We start from the raw sequence: 14,866 nt of genomic DNA on the forward strand, positions 1-14,866 counted from the left end.
CATGCCCGGTGGTGTAGCAATTCTTGAGAGTGAGACCTTTATTCGAATATGAATAAAGGTCTTTTTTGCACTTTATAGTATCATTAAAATGCTTTTTAGAACTTTTAATATCAGCATTTTCAAAAATAAAATATTAAAAATTTACCGTTTTCAAGGTTCAGTCTTATCCTTCCACTACTTAAACTCTGACGAGTTTTGAAGTGGTGGCTTGTAAGAAATCCAACAGAACTAGTTTATTACACCCTTTTATAAGGAAACCGTTCAAAGGAAATAATATAGCCACTCCAGGATATTCCACTCGTTCTGGACACTGCGGTTGGTGGTTAAACATCGATCTTGAGAACCATAAGGATTTTGCATGTAGCAGTAACTGGCATTTATCCCCAACCTATAGAGGTCAGGGCTTTCTGCCAAAAAATGATAAAATTTATAAAGTGAGTAAAACATATTTTTAGGGTTTTTAAAAATGAAGATTTTCTAAAAATAAGCATTTTGAATTTAACATGGGTCCAGGGCGGAGCCCTCCCCAATTCTTCGGTACAAATATTAAAAACTATAAAGAGATTAATAATTAGTGAGAATTAAAAGTTGGAAGGTAACCACTTTAAACACAAGGTATTAAAAGTTAGTTAAATTCAGAGTTTTAGAATTTCTGAAAACAATAAACATATTTTGTAAGGGAGGAAAAAAATGGCAAGTTTCCACACCAAGGATGTTGAAGAAGTTATAAAAGAATTAGATACAAATATCAGAGGTTTATCATCCAGCGAAGTCGAAAAAAGAATTCAAAAATATGGTTATAATGAATTAGAAGAGAAAAAAGGGAAAACCTTTTTTCAAATGTTTATTAGTCAATTCAAGGACTTCATGATCATTATTTTATTAATAGCTGTAGCTATTTCTTTACTTGTTGGAGAAGTTATAGATGCCGCCATAATTTTAGCAATCGTGGTTCTTAACGCCTTATTAGGTTCCATTCAAGAAAATAGGGCTAATGAAGCCTTAAAAGCTCTTAAAAAGTTGTCTACTCCACACGCTAAAGTACTGAGAGATGGTGAAGTTAAAGTGGTGTCATCTAAAGAAATTGTACCAGGAGATATTGTGTTATTGGAAGCAGGAGACTTTGTACCGGCTGACGGAAGACTCATAGAAGCTGCCGCTCTCAAAGTAAACGAATCATCGCTTACAGGGGAATCCGTTCCTGTAGAAAAACAGATTGATCCTCTAGATTCTGAAAATGTGAGTTTAGGGGACAGAATAAATATGGTATTTGCTGGCACTACAGTTGTCTATGGACGTGGAAAGATGGTCGTTACTGGTACTGGAATGAATACCGAAATGGGAAAAATAGCTTCGATGATGGGTGAAGAAGAGGAAACAATTCCTCTACAAGAAAGATTAAATAAATTAGGTAAAACTTTGGGTATAGCGGCTCTATTCATTTGTGCCTTAATTTTTCTTATTGGTTATTTAAGAGGTACACCAATTCTGGAAATGTTTTTAACTTCTATTAGTTTGGCAGTAGCGGCTATTCCTGAAGGTCTTCCCGCTATAGTTACCATTACACTCGCTATTGGAGTCCAGAGGCTCGCAAAGAGAAATGCTATAATACGTAAACTTCCAGCAGTAGAAACTCTTGGAAGTGCAAATGTAATTTGTACTGATAAAACAGGAACACTTACCTTAAACCAAATGACTGTAACACATGTTTATATTGATAATAACATTAAGAGATTTAAAGATATAAACGACGATAATAGGATCTTTAAGCTAATTGCGACTTCAGCTCTTTGTACAGATGCGAGAATTAGTGAAGAAGGTAAGAAAATTGGAGATCCAACCGAAGTTGCTTTAGTTGCAGCCCTTAAGAAACTAGGTAAAGAAAAAGTCGAACTGGAAAATAAATATCGTCGAATTGATGAACTTCCTTTTGACTCTGATAGAAAGCTTATGACAACAGTGCATAAATATGAAGATAAATTTATTTCTATTACAAAAGGAGCTCCTGAATATTTAATTTCAAGATGTTCTCATATAGATGACAATGGAAAAATAAGGCCTATCAAGCAAGAAGACTTACAAAATATTGATAAAGCCAATGAAGATCTTGCTAGAAATGGCATGAGAATTTTGGCAGTAACATATAAATTCCTTCAGGATGATAATTTTGATAGGGAAGAATTAGAAAAGAACCTTGTTTTCTTAGGCCTTATTGGTATGATAGATCCTCCTAGACCTGAAGCCAAGGAAGCTATTAGAAAATGTGATTTAGCAGGTATCACAACTGTAATGATTACAGGAGATCATAAACTTACAGCAGAGGCTATTGCTAAAAGTTTAGGGATTCTTCATGAAGGAGAAAAGGTAATTACTGGAGAAGAACTTGACAAAATGGATTTCGATGAGTTAGTAAAAAATATAAAAAAGATTAGAGTTTATGCGAGAGTTGCACCAGAACATAAGGTTATGATAGTTAAGGCTTGGCAAAAAAATGGCGCTATCGTTGCAATGACTGGAGATGGAGTTAACGATGCACCTGCTCTTTCTCAAGCTGATATTGGTGTCGCTATGGGAATAACAGGAACAGAGGTAGCCAAAGAAGCTGCAGATATGGTCTTAACAGACGACAATTTTGCTACAATTGTGTCTGCTGTTGAAGAAGGTAGAACTATATATTCAAATATACGTAAATCCGTTAGATATCTACTTTCTTGTAACATCGCAGAAATTCTTACTGTTTTTATTGCGACTTTGATGGGATTAGGTCAACCTCTGCTTGCAATCCATCTTTTATGGATTAATCTTGTTACTGATAGCCTTCCAGCTTTAGCTTTAGGAATGGAACCACCAACAAAAGACGTTATGATTGCTAAACCCCGAAGAAGAGATGAAAGCATATTTGCTGATGGATTAGGTATCCAAGTTCTAATTGAAGGAATTATAATGAGCCTTTTATCTATAACTGCTTTTATGATTGGAAGAACGCATAGTCTTGAAACTGCTGAAACTATGACTTTTATGACTTTAGTATTTTCACAGCTATTTCATGCCTTAAATGCACGTTCAAACAAAGAATCATTATTTAAAATAAATTTTTTCAGCAACAAATTCCTGATAGGGTCAATAGGCATAGGAATTCTCCTACAATTAACTTTAGATACACCTTTCTTAAGTAAGATTTTTGAGATATCTGTGCTCAATATGAATCAATGGTTATGGGTTTTAGCACTTTCTTTTGTATTTGTTATTCTTGTAGAAATTGAAAAGATCTTCTTAAGATTATTTCATAAAAAACCTGATAAAGAATTTATAACTCAACAACTATAATAAAGATATCCCCGATCCAAAAACGATCGGGGATATTTTTATTTAAACTTAATAACCTGCTTTTTTAACTGCTCTAATTACAGCAATTGTTATTAAAACAGCGATAATTATTTCTGGAATGCCATTTGTTAAACCTATTGCTAAAATAACTCCTCCTACAGCTTCCTTTTTTATCTCCATAGCCTCTGCAATTCTTCCAGCATAAAGAAGATACATCATTCCTAAAACTCCTACAGTATTTGTTAGAGTGCCTAAAGCAGCACTTATGCCTACTGAAATACTATCTGCACCTTTTGAAACCTCTCCATTCTTTCTAGAAGAAAATAAATTAAAGACAAGTTTGTATGAATAATATGAAACAAGACCTATCAATATCCTTGGCAAAACCGAGACCAACGGATTTATAAAAGCAAAAGACAATATATTTGGTCTAAGAAGTGCCTGTATTATACTTGATATCCCAAATATTAACCCAATAACCATTCCTGCAATAGGACCTTCTAAAATTGCTCCTATAACAACAGGAATATGCATTGTAGTTGCATTCGCAGGTGGAATAGGGATAAAGCCTAAAGGAGTAAACCCTAATATAAAAGAAATAGCAGATAATAATGATATAGTTACTAATCTCTTGTTTTTAGATTTCATTTCTCCCTCCATCCTAGTAATTTTTTCTTCCCCTTTTAATAATAAAAATATTTAACCATTATTATAACATATAAATCAAAACTTTAAATATTAGGTTTCAAATATTTGTCAAACCAATCTGAAATCTCTTTTAATCTTCTGATTCGATGCTTTGGTTTTCCACTTCTACTCAATTCATGATTTTCTCCTCTAAACATCACCAATTTTGCTTCCACACCATTATATTTAAGTGAGGTGAACATTTGAAGTCCCTCAGCTAGCCAACATCTATAGTCTTCTTCTGAATGTATGAACAAAGTTGGAGTTTTAACTCTATCAGCATATTTCATGGGAGAATGAAACCACAATTTTTCAAAGTTTGTCCAAGGAGTTGCTGCCTGCTGGTCTTCAACAAAGTAATATCCAATATCTGTGGTTCCAAACTTTGAAATCCAATTAGCTATGCTTCTTTGAGAAGCAGCTGCTTTAAACCTATTAGTGTGGCCAATTATCCAATTTGTCATGAAACCACCATAACTGCCTCCGGTAACTCCTAATCTATCCTTATCAATAAAAGAAAAATTTTCTATAACAACATTAACAAATTCCATAATATCTTCATAATCTATTGTGCCATATTTTCCTCTTATATCAGCAAATTCATTTCCCCTTCCATCGCTTCCTCGAGGATTGCAAAACATTACTACATATCCAATATTTGACCAATACTGCATTTCATGGAAAAAAACTTCTCCGCTATATACAGTTTTCGGTCCTCCATGTATATCTAATATTGCTGGATATTTTTTGGTTTCATCAAAATCAATGGGTTTCATAATCCATCCTTCAATTTCCATACCTTCTTTGGTATTAAAAGTTATTCTTTGCGGTTTTGATAATTTTTTTTCTTTAACAACCCATTCATTAAAAAAGGTTATTTGATTTTCTTGTTTATCTTTTAATTCATATAATTCTTGTAATTTGTTATCCCTCATACCTACAAATACTATACTTTTATCAAACACATCAAAACCATCTACAGATCCGTGCTTTGTTGTTAACTTTTCTCTTTTTCCGTTTTCATCTATTCTGTTAATATATGAATTTCCATATTCAGTTGTCTCAAAATAAAAATAGTTTCCCTCAACTTTAAATTCTTGATTTGAACCATATCTACAATCCGATCCAACTGAACTCCAAGTACTATAGTCAAAATCTGTATGAATTTGCTCTACTTCTTTAGTCATTATATTCATTAGATAAAACTTAGGATTTTCATTCACTCCATAATTTTTCATGTTCGAACCTAAAAATATTATTTTGCCTTCTATAAAATTTGCATATGCATAACTAAAAGGATCTTCATGTGTTAACTTTTCTAGCTGTCCATTATCAATATTGTATAGATACAAATCTGACCTTATTTCCATTTTATCTTTAAATGTGTTAGATATATATATTAACTTGCTTTTATCATTACTTATATTAAAATCGTCGACATTTGTTAGTTCGTCAGTAATAGGTGTTAATATTTTTTCATCAAAAGAAAAAATGTATAATCTGTTTCTTTTCTTATTTGTAAATCCATGACCATTAGACCAAAAAGGTATTTCATCCAAGATTTCATAATCTTTTTCTTCTCTCATCTTTTCAAGCAATTTCTCTTTTTCTTCTGGAGAAGAACTTATTAAGTCATTTATTTTTCTATCATAAATACCGGTTAAAACAAATTTCTTGTCATTAAGTGGTTCTATTTTTGTAACCATTAACGGAACTTCAAAATATTTTTCTGCTTCTCCTCCATTTATGTTAATTTTATAGTATATTGTAAATGGTTCTCCTTTTTCTAATCTTTTTTTATCTTTTTCTTCTCTAACAGTTGAAAATATGATATTATTTTCATCTAGCCAGACAAAAGAACTTTCTTGATTGAAGCTAGTCAATTTGTTTATTTCACCTGTGGAAACGTTATATACCCAAATATTTGACAAATACTTATTCTCATCAACGTCCATCTCATGAATTACAAAAGCTAAATTTTCACCGTTAGGGGAAAATTTAGTGTTAGATATAAACTTGTACTTCGTAAAATCATCTAAGGCTAAAGCATCCATCATACTTCCTCCCTCTATCGTAATTAAAATTAGTTTGAAAAGCTAATTAATAGCTTACAATTGAATTATACATCAAACATCTCAAAAATCAATAATTTAGCAAGTTATTATTTGTATTAACCTTTTTATATTTTTAAACTTTTAATAACAAAAACGTTTCTTTGATTGCATATATTTAACCTTCGTATATTATTATATAAAATAAATTTAATAATTTTAACATTTATTTTCTTCTTTTTTGGGGATTATTATTAACAAAGATATTGTGTAAAATTTATGAATTCTTCTAAAGTAGTCTATTTGAATAGTAAACCAGGAGGAGGGTATATATGTTTTTATCTAAGCGGGTTTTAAATACCCAGGCTTCACCGATTAGAAAATTGGTTCCTTATGCTGAAATGGCAAAGAAAGCAGGAAAAAAAGTATACCATTTAAATATCGGTCAACCAGACATGGAACCACCAAAGGCTTTTTTTGAAGGAATAAAACGATATACACCAAATGTAATATATTACAGTCACTCAGCAGGATTATACGAATTAAGAGAAGCTTTTTCTATGCATTATAAATCAAAGGGGATAAATTTTGATCCTGAAGATCTGGTAATAACAACCGGGGGTAGTGAAGCGGTTATATTTGCAATGGCTTGTGTGGCGGATCCGGAAGATGAAATAATGGTGATAGAACCATTTTATGCAAATTATAGAGGATTTGCTGAGATGTTAAATATCAGACTATGTCCTATAAAAGCCGATCCTAGAGATGGATATTCAATACCTTCTTGGGACGAGTTAGAAAAGGGGTATAACAAAAAGGTCAAAGCTATCATCTTTTCAAATCCTTCAAATCCCACAGGAACAGTATATAGTTATGAAGAACTAAAAAGAATAGTAGATTTTGCAAAAGAAAAAAATATTTTTGTAATTTCCGATGAAGTTTACAGTGGAATTATATTTGATGGCAAAAAACATATTTCAATTATGAACTTTGAAGATCAAGATAGATTCATTTTTCTTGATAGTATTTCAAAAGAATATAACACTTGTGGGGCTAGAATTGGTGTACTGGGTACCAAAAACAAATGTTTTTTAGAAGAAGTGATGAAATTTGCTCAATCAAGATTATGTCCTCCTTTAATTGAACAATGTGGTACATTAGGGTTGTTGTATGATTTGGATAAAGATTATACGAACAAACTAATAATTGAATATCAGAATAGAAGAGATGTTGCATATAACGAAATAAAAAATATAGAGGGTGCCATTTTCCAAAAACCTAGTGGTGCATTTTACATGTCTATAGAATTACCTATAGATGATTCTGAAGAGTTTGTTAAGTGGACTCTTACTGAGTTTGATATTGATGGAGAAACAGTTATGGTTGCACCATTAACAGGTTTTTATGCAACACCAGGCGCGGGAAAGAAAGAAATAAGAATAGCCTATGTTTTAAACTCTGAGGAACTAAAAAAAGCATGCAATATTTTAAAAGAAGCTGTTTATGCTTACAATTATGTATATAGCAAGGAAAAATAGTAAAGGTATGCCACTTGCATACCTTTATTATTTTTTTTCATTGATTGGTTTATTCTCTTCCTGAGATTTTTTAGCAACACCTTCGGATTTTCTTTCTTTTGTAAAATAAATGACCCACATTAATCCTAAAAGATTCGCGACATATACTACACTTAGAATCATAGAAGAATATAAAACAATAGATAAAAATGTTAATGTTGTTAAGAAAGTGAAAGAAAATGCCAAACTATACTTTTTTTTCATTAATAATCTTATATAAAAAAATATTAGTAAACTCACCAATACAATATATAACAACGTCAAAAAAAACTTTGTCAAATCTGAGAAAGCATAATACTGAAAAAGCCTACCTTTAGAATTTTCTAGATAAAATAAATACAAAGAAATCCCTGCAACGGCTATACTTGCAATAATTACCACACTTCTTAAAAAATTATTTAAATTTTTCATCCTTTTCCTCCCCCTTAATAACACTTTTTGCATTATTCTCGCCTTTTTGCTCTATTTGAGGTTTTCTCATATTTTTTAATTTTACAACAATATCTTCTACAAATATTATAATTAACAATAAAATCAAAGATACTAGAAAACCATTAACTGTTCTTAATAAACTCAAATATAAAGGAGTATGTATATGCAAAAATGTATCTAATATAGAAACTGGTAAAATCGACTTAAAAAAATCCCATATAAACGTCCTACCAGGAATGGGAGGTGTATAGTAAAAAAAATAGGAAATCAATTCTTTTGTCCTAGGCCTCGCAATTAGCACTTTTTCTAGAGAATCTCTGAGTTTTCTTTCGAAATTAGAAACAAACGCCCAATTTGAGCTTCTTATTATATAAATAAATCCAGCAAAAATGAGTAATATAACTAGAATAATATCACTTCGCTGAACTTTTATATTTTCAATCTTTTTAAATGTTTTTTTTAATTCACCTTTTTTAAATTTGAAACCAGTATAGTCTATAAAAGCCTTGCACAAGACCAACAAGGGCAAAATAACTAGTAAAATTTTAACGCCCCTAACATTATTTAATTTAAATATAAATAATGTATCGTAACCACTCATGTAAACTAATGTTCCAAATAATAACGAAAAGGTTATAATTTTTAGGAGATTTTTCTTAGATATTTTAAAAAAGATAATGATAGAAAAAAGCGTTGCTGCAATGGTAAAAGACCAGTTTTTTAAAAAAATAAATACTAGAATATAAACAAATGAAAACAAAGGAACGAAACTAAATAAATTCAAAGTAATCAATCCAAAACCGAACCATTTGATAAGAGGTGAAGGCAATAAATAAGTTATAGATTCAATATTAACGGGTGTTCCCAAATCTTGATGAATTAAATATATCAGATTTAAAGACCTGGAATGTTCAGGAAACATAAAATATCTTATCTTTCTTTCTGTAAGTGCCCTATGAAATCTTTGAACTATCATTTGATCATCAAATTTATCTATTTCTGCGGCTTTTATATAATGCAAATACCGCATTTTATCAAGTATATTTTTATCAAGTTTGTCTTTTATATTAGTAAAATATTTGTCAAAATCTGAAAATTCCGAAATTAAAATATAGTTGTATTGTTCTGAAAGACCTTTAAGAAAATTGTTATCTTTTTCATACCCCTGGGTTTGGAAATCTTTTAAAATCGCATGATTTTTATAGACATAATAGGAATAACCTTCCATATTCTCGGTACTAAGCGTGCTTTCTAACGGAAGAATTGAATAAGTTTTTGAATTTTGCCAATCAACATAAAAAGAATAAATAAAGAATATTAAACAGCATATTAGGGAAATAAAAAAAATATGCTTCTGTATTTTTTTCATCGTAATCCCCCTCATTATTTCTAACTATCTTCCTTTAATTTAGCTAATACAGTCTGAAGATCCTGACTGAGTGGAGCAGCAAATTCATAATGAATCCCATTATAATCAAAAGAAATCTTGTATGCATGAAGAAAAAATCTTTTTAAATTAAAATTTTTTCTTAATATTTTATTTATCTCTCTATTTCCATAAGTATCATCACCTGCAATAGGAAAACCCGCCTCTGAAAATTGAACCCTTATTTGATGCTTTCTACCAGTTAACAGCTCTATTCTTACTAAAGTAAATACACCATGATTAGTTTTAAATTTCTCTACAATTTCATATTTCAAATATGCTTCCTTTTCATCAACAAGACTTGTCAATTTCCCTTTATTGTTTTTTAATTCTCCGACTAATAATGCTAAATAAATTTTTTTTGATTCTCTGCCTTGTATCAAATAGGAGATTTCTCTGGCTGTCTGTTTAGACTTTGCTATAATCATGACTCCAGAAGTGAGTTTATCTAACCTATGAACTAAATGTGGTTCAAAATCTCCCTGAGAATAATACATTACACCTTCAATTATTGTAACTTTTTCCTCTTTGTTACCAGGATGAACTGAAACTTTAGGAGGTTTGTTAATAACTAAAAGGTCTTTGTCTTCATAAATTATGTCAAACTTCATAGCTCGAGGCTTTAATGATGGCATAAGCGGTCTTTTAATATCTTCAATCTTTTCTTCATTGAGTATTATTTTAACTGTATCTCCAATATTCAAGAGATAATTATTTTTTTTAATTCTTTTCTCATTAACTTTTACAAACCCTTTTCTAATCAAACTATATATTGCACCCAATTTCAATTCAGGAAAATTTTTCCTAATAAACGTGTCTAACCTTGAATAATAATTTTTTTCATCTACTTGAATTTCTTTTTCCAAACTAATAACTTCCTCCTTAATCTAGCCTTGCTATACTGATACACCTTCAAAAACTCTACTACCTTTCTAATCATCCTGGGGATTCTTAAGAAAAATGCATAGTTAATATTTATTTATAGGTTGATAATCCTTTTTATTATAACACCTTTTTGTATAACTGGAAGTCACTAAAACAAAAAGTCCACTCAATGCAAGAGTGGACTCTTTACAATTATACAGTTTAGTAAAATTCTTCTGTTAGAATTTTTGAAAATTTTTCTAATAGATTATTTTCATATGCAAGTTGAAGTATTGTGTATCTATTTCTGATTTCTCTTGCATGTATTATACTATCAGCAAAAACCTCTTCCGGAATTCCTAAATCCCTAGGATTATAAATAGAACCAACTTTTTCATGAATAGAAATTATATATTCAGGATCAGGCAGATCTATCTCATTAGGAATTTTATCTTTCATTAATTGGTATATCATGGAAACAACAAGGGTAGCTGCTCCAACAGAATTTCCATGCAATGGATGAGATTGATTGTTTCGCAAAGCTGCAATTTCCCAATAATGTGCTAAATGATGTTCGGCCCCCGAAGCGGGCCTTGAATATCCTATAAAACCTATGGCTATTCCAGAGACAATAAGAGCTTCTGTTAATTGCCTTATAATTTTCTCATCTCTATTTTTAATTCTTTCTGCATTCTCTACACATTTCTCTCTAGCTTTCTCTACAAGATTCACAGTTGTTTGACAGTAATATTCATTATTTATTATTTTTGATAGTTTCCAATCTGTTAAAGAGGTGTATTTGCCCAATATATCTCCGAAACCAGCATGAATCATTTCTAGTGGTGCTTCTTTTAATATATTTGTATCTGCAATTATTGCTTTTGGATATACAGCTTCATACGTCATTTTAAATCCTTCTACAATAAGAGGTGAAACGGTAGAAGCATATCCATCCATAGAAGGTGCTGTAGCAACAATAATGTAAGGTATATCCAGTTTATAACTAATAAATCTACAAATATCGTTTATGGTACCCGAACCTATTGCAAGAATTAACGATGTATTTTTGGGAACTTCTATTATCAACCTACCTATACTTTTTTCGTCAGGAACTAAATCACTATTGGTGTAAAAAACATAAGATTTTAAATTATACCTTTTCTTTTTTAATTCTTTTTCTATCTTTTCTCCACAAACTTTATAAGTATTTTTATCTGCTACCAAGAAAATGCTCTTATCTTTAAATCCTGCTAATACTCTTTCTAAATCTTTCAAAGCACTTTCATTTACAATAATATTTTCTATATGAACTTTATGAGTTTTTCCACAATAACAGTCGAAATTCAAATTTGCCATTTCATTAATACCTAGCTTTAATATATCATCAATCATATTTTTCACCTAAATTTTTCTAATTATACTGTTCCTTTCGATAAATTCGGCTTTCTCCACAACCTTTTCAGGTTTACCATTATTGTTTTCTTCAATCATTTTTAAAAGCATTTGTGCCGCTTTCTCTCCAAATTTTTGTTTTGGATGTCTAAAAGTAGAGATCTCTAGTGCTTGTGCAAAATCAGCATCATCAAATCCAATTATTGATATGTCTTTTGGAATTTCTAGCCTCAATCTTTTAGCTGCCATAACTACTTGCATTGCAACAAGGTCATTTGAACAAAATATAGCAGTTGGTACATTATCTTTAGGAAGACTCAAGAGAGACATTATTAAATTTATTGCCGTATCAGATGTCTCAAGGGCATGAAAAGGTAGTTCATATAATGTGGTTTTTTTATATTCTTTAACTTTATCTATAAAACCATTCGCCCTTTCAACAGTAGCTTTATGAATCGCCTTATAAATAACTGCTAACTTTTTATGACCTAAAGACAAAAATTTATCTGCTGCTAAAGCACCACATTCATAATCATTTAAGATTAAAATTCCTGCTTTAGGGATATCTAAATCACTGTTAATAATGACCATTGGTATTTTTTCACTAATTTGCGTTAAAAGATGTATATTTGCTTGTTTAGTAGCACTAACTACCGGATCAATTATCAATCCTTTAACACCATCATCCATCCATCTTTCTAATATCTCTTTTTCTATAACCGGATCATTCTTAGCATTCCCAATGAAAGATTTATATTTAGTATTTCTTAGTTGATCTTCAGCCCCCATTACAATGAAAGGAAATATATAATCTGTCAAAGATTGCGTCGATATCCCAATGTTTTCTTTGTCTTTTTTTACTGATTTAACGTAGGTGCCACTACCTCTTTTTGATATTAAATACCCTTCGTTTTCTAAATCTGATAATGCTTTTCGAACCGTTTGACGACTTACAGAAAAGTATTCCGCTAACTTATTTTCTGACAGAATCTTATCTCCTTTTTTTAAATGTCCACTTCTCATCTGATCTAAGATGTATTCTTTGATTATTTCTTGTTTTGTTTTTTTCACTGCAGATACTCCTCCATAATATTTCTTTGTTTTTTTATTATAAATCTTATTGTATTATATCATCTATTTTCTCAACCAAACATTCATAGGTCCTTCTTCCCTGTTTGCCCAAGAGAAATATGGAACTAGAGTCATATTAATTTCTTTTGTATTCATTTCTCTATTCTTTAACTGTTTATACAACTTTCCTTTCCAATCCTTTAAATCTTTAACGTATCCTTTGGTCTTTAATTTAAGTATTTTTTTTGATCCTATTTCAAAATTTTCCTGCTCAAAATCCCCGTTAACGTCGATTATATAGTTCCATACGTCGCCATCTTTATTATCTGCTTGTTCTGCGCAATATACCAAAGGTCCTCTTTTTATTGCTACTTTTTCAAGATTTTCCCTTACAAAAGGATGACTTTCTAAATAATTTATGGTTATTGGAAAATCTAATTCAATTTCATGTGTACCCATCCAATTTTTATGAATTTCAATAAAACCTTTTTCGGTATTTTTAGAGATCTTCTCTCCATCAACTACTATTTCATAACTATCTACCCATGAAGGTTTTCTTAGAAATACCTTGAAAGTATTATCTCCTTTTGTTGAGATGTTTACTCTTATCTTTCCATCCCAAGGGTAGTCTGTTTCTTGAGTTATTACAACTTTCTTTCCACCAAACTCCAAATTAGCTTCGCTCTTTTCGTACAGATTAATGTAAATTCCATCCTTAGATGTTGCATACATGTATCCAGAAAAAGAGGTTAGAGTTCTTGCAATGTTAGGTGGACAACATGCACATTCATACCATTGCTGTCTTCTATGCCTTCCTCTATCTTCTAGAGGATTTACATAAAAATAATGTCTACCATCTATAGAAATCCCAGATAACAATCCATTATATAACACTAATTCCATTAAATCAGCATATTTGGCATCACCCGTTACTAAAAGCATTCTATAGTTCCACATAAATAAAGCTATTGCAGCACAAGTTTCAGTATATGCTCTTCTATTTGGAAGTTCATATTCTTCTCCAAATGATTCCCCGTCATATCGTGATCCTGCACCACCTGTCACATACATTTTTTTGGTAACTAGATTATTCCAAAGTTTTTCTAAAGTAGAAAATAACTCTTCGTCACCTGTTTCCAAATAAATATCCGTTGCTCCATTACAAAGGTACAACATTCTTACAGCATGACCTGTCATCTCTTCTAATCCTTTGAAAGGCTTATGATCTATATAATATTCTGGATTGAAGAATTTGTAGGTGCTTGCATATCCATTTCCTCGCTCTTCTAAGAAATATTTAGCAAGATCTAAATATTTTTGATTGTTTGTTTCACGGTATAACTCAACTAACGCCATTTCAATTTCTGGATGTCCAGGTGCCCCTCTTTTTTTATCTAGACCAAAGGTGTTTGCAATTAAATCAGCAAATTTAATTGCTACATTAAAAAGAGTGTCTTCTCCAGTTATCCTTTTATGAGCAATAGCTGCCTGTATTAAATGACCTGCACAATATAACTCGTGTTTTGTTGCTAAATCACTCCACCTTTCTTTCTTTTTCTCAAAAGTAAAGTAAGTATTTATGTATCCATCTTTGTCTTGAGCATCTCTGATTTCTTGAATCGTATTATCTATTTTTTCTTTTAATTGTTTATCGTCATTATCTATAAACAGTAAAGCATAAGAAGCTGCTTCCAACCATTTGTATACATCAGAATCACTAAAGACCATTCCTCTAAATGAACCCTCTTTTTTTCCAGAAGCTATTCTGAAATTATCTAAAGTTCCCGAGTCTTCTAAAATTTTATATTGGCTAGGGATAGTATCTTCTAACATTGTTTTTAAATATTCTCCCATGAAACCACTTATCTCCACAGAATCAATAGAAAATGGTGTTATCTTGTTTTTCGATGAATCTAAAAAGTTTATTATTTTTGCTCTAGTCATTTTTTTATTCCTCCTCACATAATATATAATATCTGTTTAGCTTATTACTTCTAGTTAATCTGTTTTTTTACTACTTTTGGACTTATAGAATAGTA

At 30.8% G+C, this 14,866-nt stretch carries 10 protein-coding genes; 2 read left to right on the plus strand and 8 right to left on the minus strand.

Features of this window, described 5'->3' with window-relative positions; all coding sequences use genetic code 11:
* Nucleotides 1–690 precede the first annotated feature (690 nt).
* Nucleotides 691–3,327 (plus strand): calcium-transporting P-type ATPase, PMR1-type, encoded by a 2,637-nt coding sequence (locus tag DTL3_RS02025; protein WP_045087305.1) that lies wholly within the window; start codon nt 691–693, stop codon nt 3,325–3,327.
* A gap of 48 nt (nt 3,328–3,375) precedes the next feature.
* Here DTL3_RS02025 and DTL3_RS02030 read toward each other — a convergent pair whose 3' ends face one another.
* A complete protein-coding gene (locus tag DTL3_RS02030) occupies nt 3,376–3,975 on the minus strand; it encodes an ECF transporter S component (RefSeq protein ID WP_144403459.1) in 600 nt (199 codons plus the stop codon).
* 83 nt (nt 3,976–4,058) lie between these two features.
* Nucleotides 4,059–6,068 (minus strand): S9 family peptidase, encoded by a 2,010-nt coding sequence (locus DTL3_RS02035; RefSeq protein ID WP_045087307.1) that lies wholly within the window; start codon nt 6,066–6,068, stop codon nt 4,059–4,061.
* A gap of 329 nt (nt 6,069–6,397) precedes the next feature.
* On the opposite strand from DTL3_RS02035, the gene DTL3_RS02040 reads away from it, so the two are divergent.
* Nucleotides 6,398–7,603, plus strand: coding sequence for a pyridoxal phosphate-dependent aminotransferase (locus DTL3_RS02040; RefSeq protein ID WP_045087308.1), 1,206 nt, complete (start codon nt 6,398–6,400; stop codon nt 7,601–7,603).
* Nucleotides 7,604–7,630: 27 nt separating this feature from the next.
* Here DTL3_RS02040 and DTL3_RS02045 read toward each other — a convergent pair whose 3' ends face one another.
* The 6 genes from DTL3_RS02045 to DTL3_RS02070 all read right to left on the minus strand — a co-directional run bounded on the left by DTL3_RS02045 (nt 7,631) and on the right by DTL3_RS02070 (nt 14,771).
* Complete coding sequence (locus tag DTL3_RS02045; RefSeq protein ID WP_045087309.1) at nt 7,631–8,053, minus strand: hypothetical protein; 423 nt, start codon at nt 8,051–8,053, stop codon at nt 7,631–7,633.
* Nucleotides 8,037–9,443: a DUF5693 family protein gene (locus DTL3_RS02050; RefSeq protein WP_045087310.1), complete on the minus strand. Its 1,407-nt coding sequence runs from the start codon at nt 9,441–9,443 to the stop codon at nt 8,037–8,039. The genes DTL3_RS02045 and DTL3_RS02050 overlap by 17 nt, the downstream gene beginning before the upstream one ends.
* Nucleotides 9,444–9,463: 20 nt before the next feature.
* Nucleotides 9,464–10,366 carry an RluA family pseudouridine synthase gene (locus DTL3_RS02055; RefSeq protein WP_052670267.1) on the minus strand — a complete coding sequence of 301 codons (903 nt, stop codon included), beginning with the start codon at nt 10,364–10,366 and terminating at the stop codon, nt 9,464–9,466.
* A gap of 220 nt (nt 10,367–10,586) precedes the next feature.
* Nucleotides 10,587–11,756, minus strand: a complete 1,170-nt coding sequence (locus tag DTL3_RS02060) for a sn-glycerol-1-phosphate dehydrogenase (RefSeq protein ID WP_197539537.1) — start codon at nt 11,754–11,756, stop codon at nt 10,587–10,589.
* Nucleotides 11,757–11,765: 9 nt separating this feature from the next.
* A complete protein-coding gene (locus tag DTL3_RS02065; protein ID WP_052670270.1) occupies nt 11,766–12,827 on the minus strand; it encodes a GntR family transcriptional regulator in 1,062 nt (353 codons plus the stop codon).
* Nucleotides 12,828–12,890: 63 nt separating this feature from the next.
* The gene (locus DTL3_RS02070; protein WP_084217094.1) at nt 12,891–14,771 is read right to left on the minus strand and encodes a glycoside hydrolase family 127 protein; all 1,881 of its coding nucleotides are present in this window, start codon (nt 14,769–14,771) and stop codon (nt 12,891–12,893) included.
* Between the last annotated feature and the right edge of the window lie 95 nt (nt 14,772–14,866).

Source organism: Defluviitoga tunisiensis, assembly GCF_000953715.1.
In the GTDB taxonomy this organism is placed as follows: domain Bacteria; phylum Thermotogota; class Thermotogae; order Petrotogales; family Petrotogaceae; genus Defluviitoga; species Defluviitoga tunisiensis.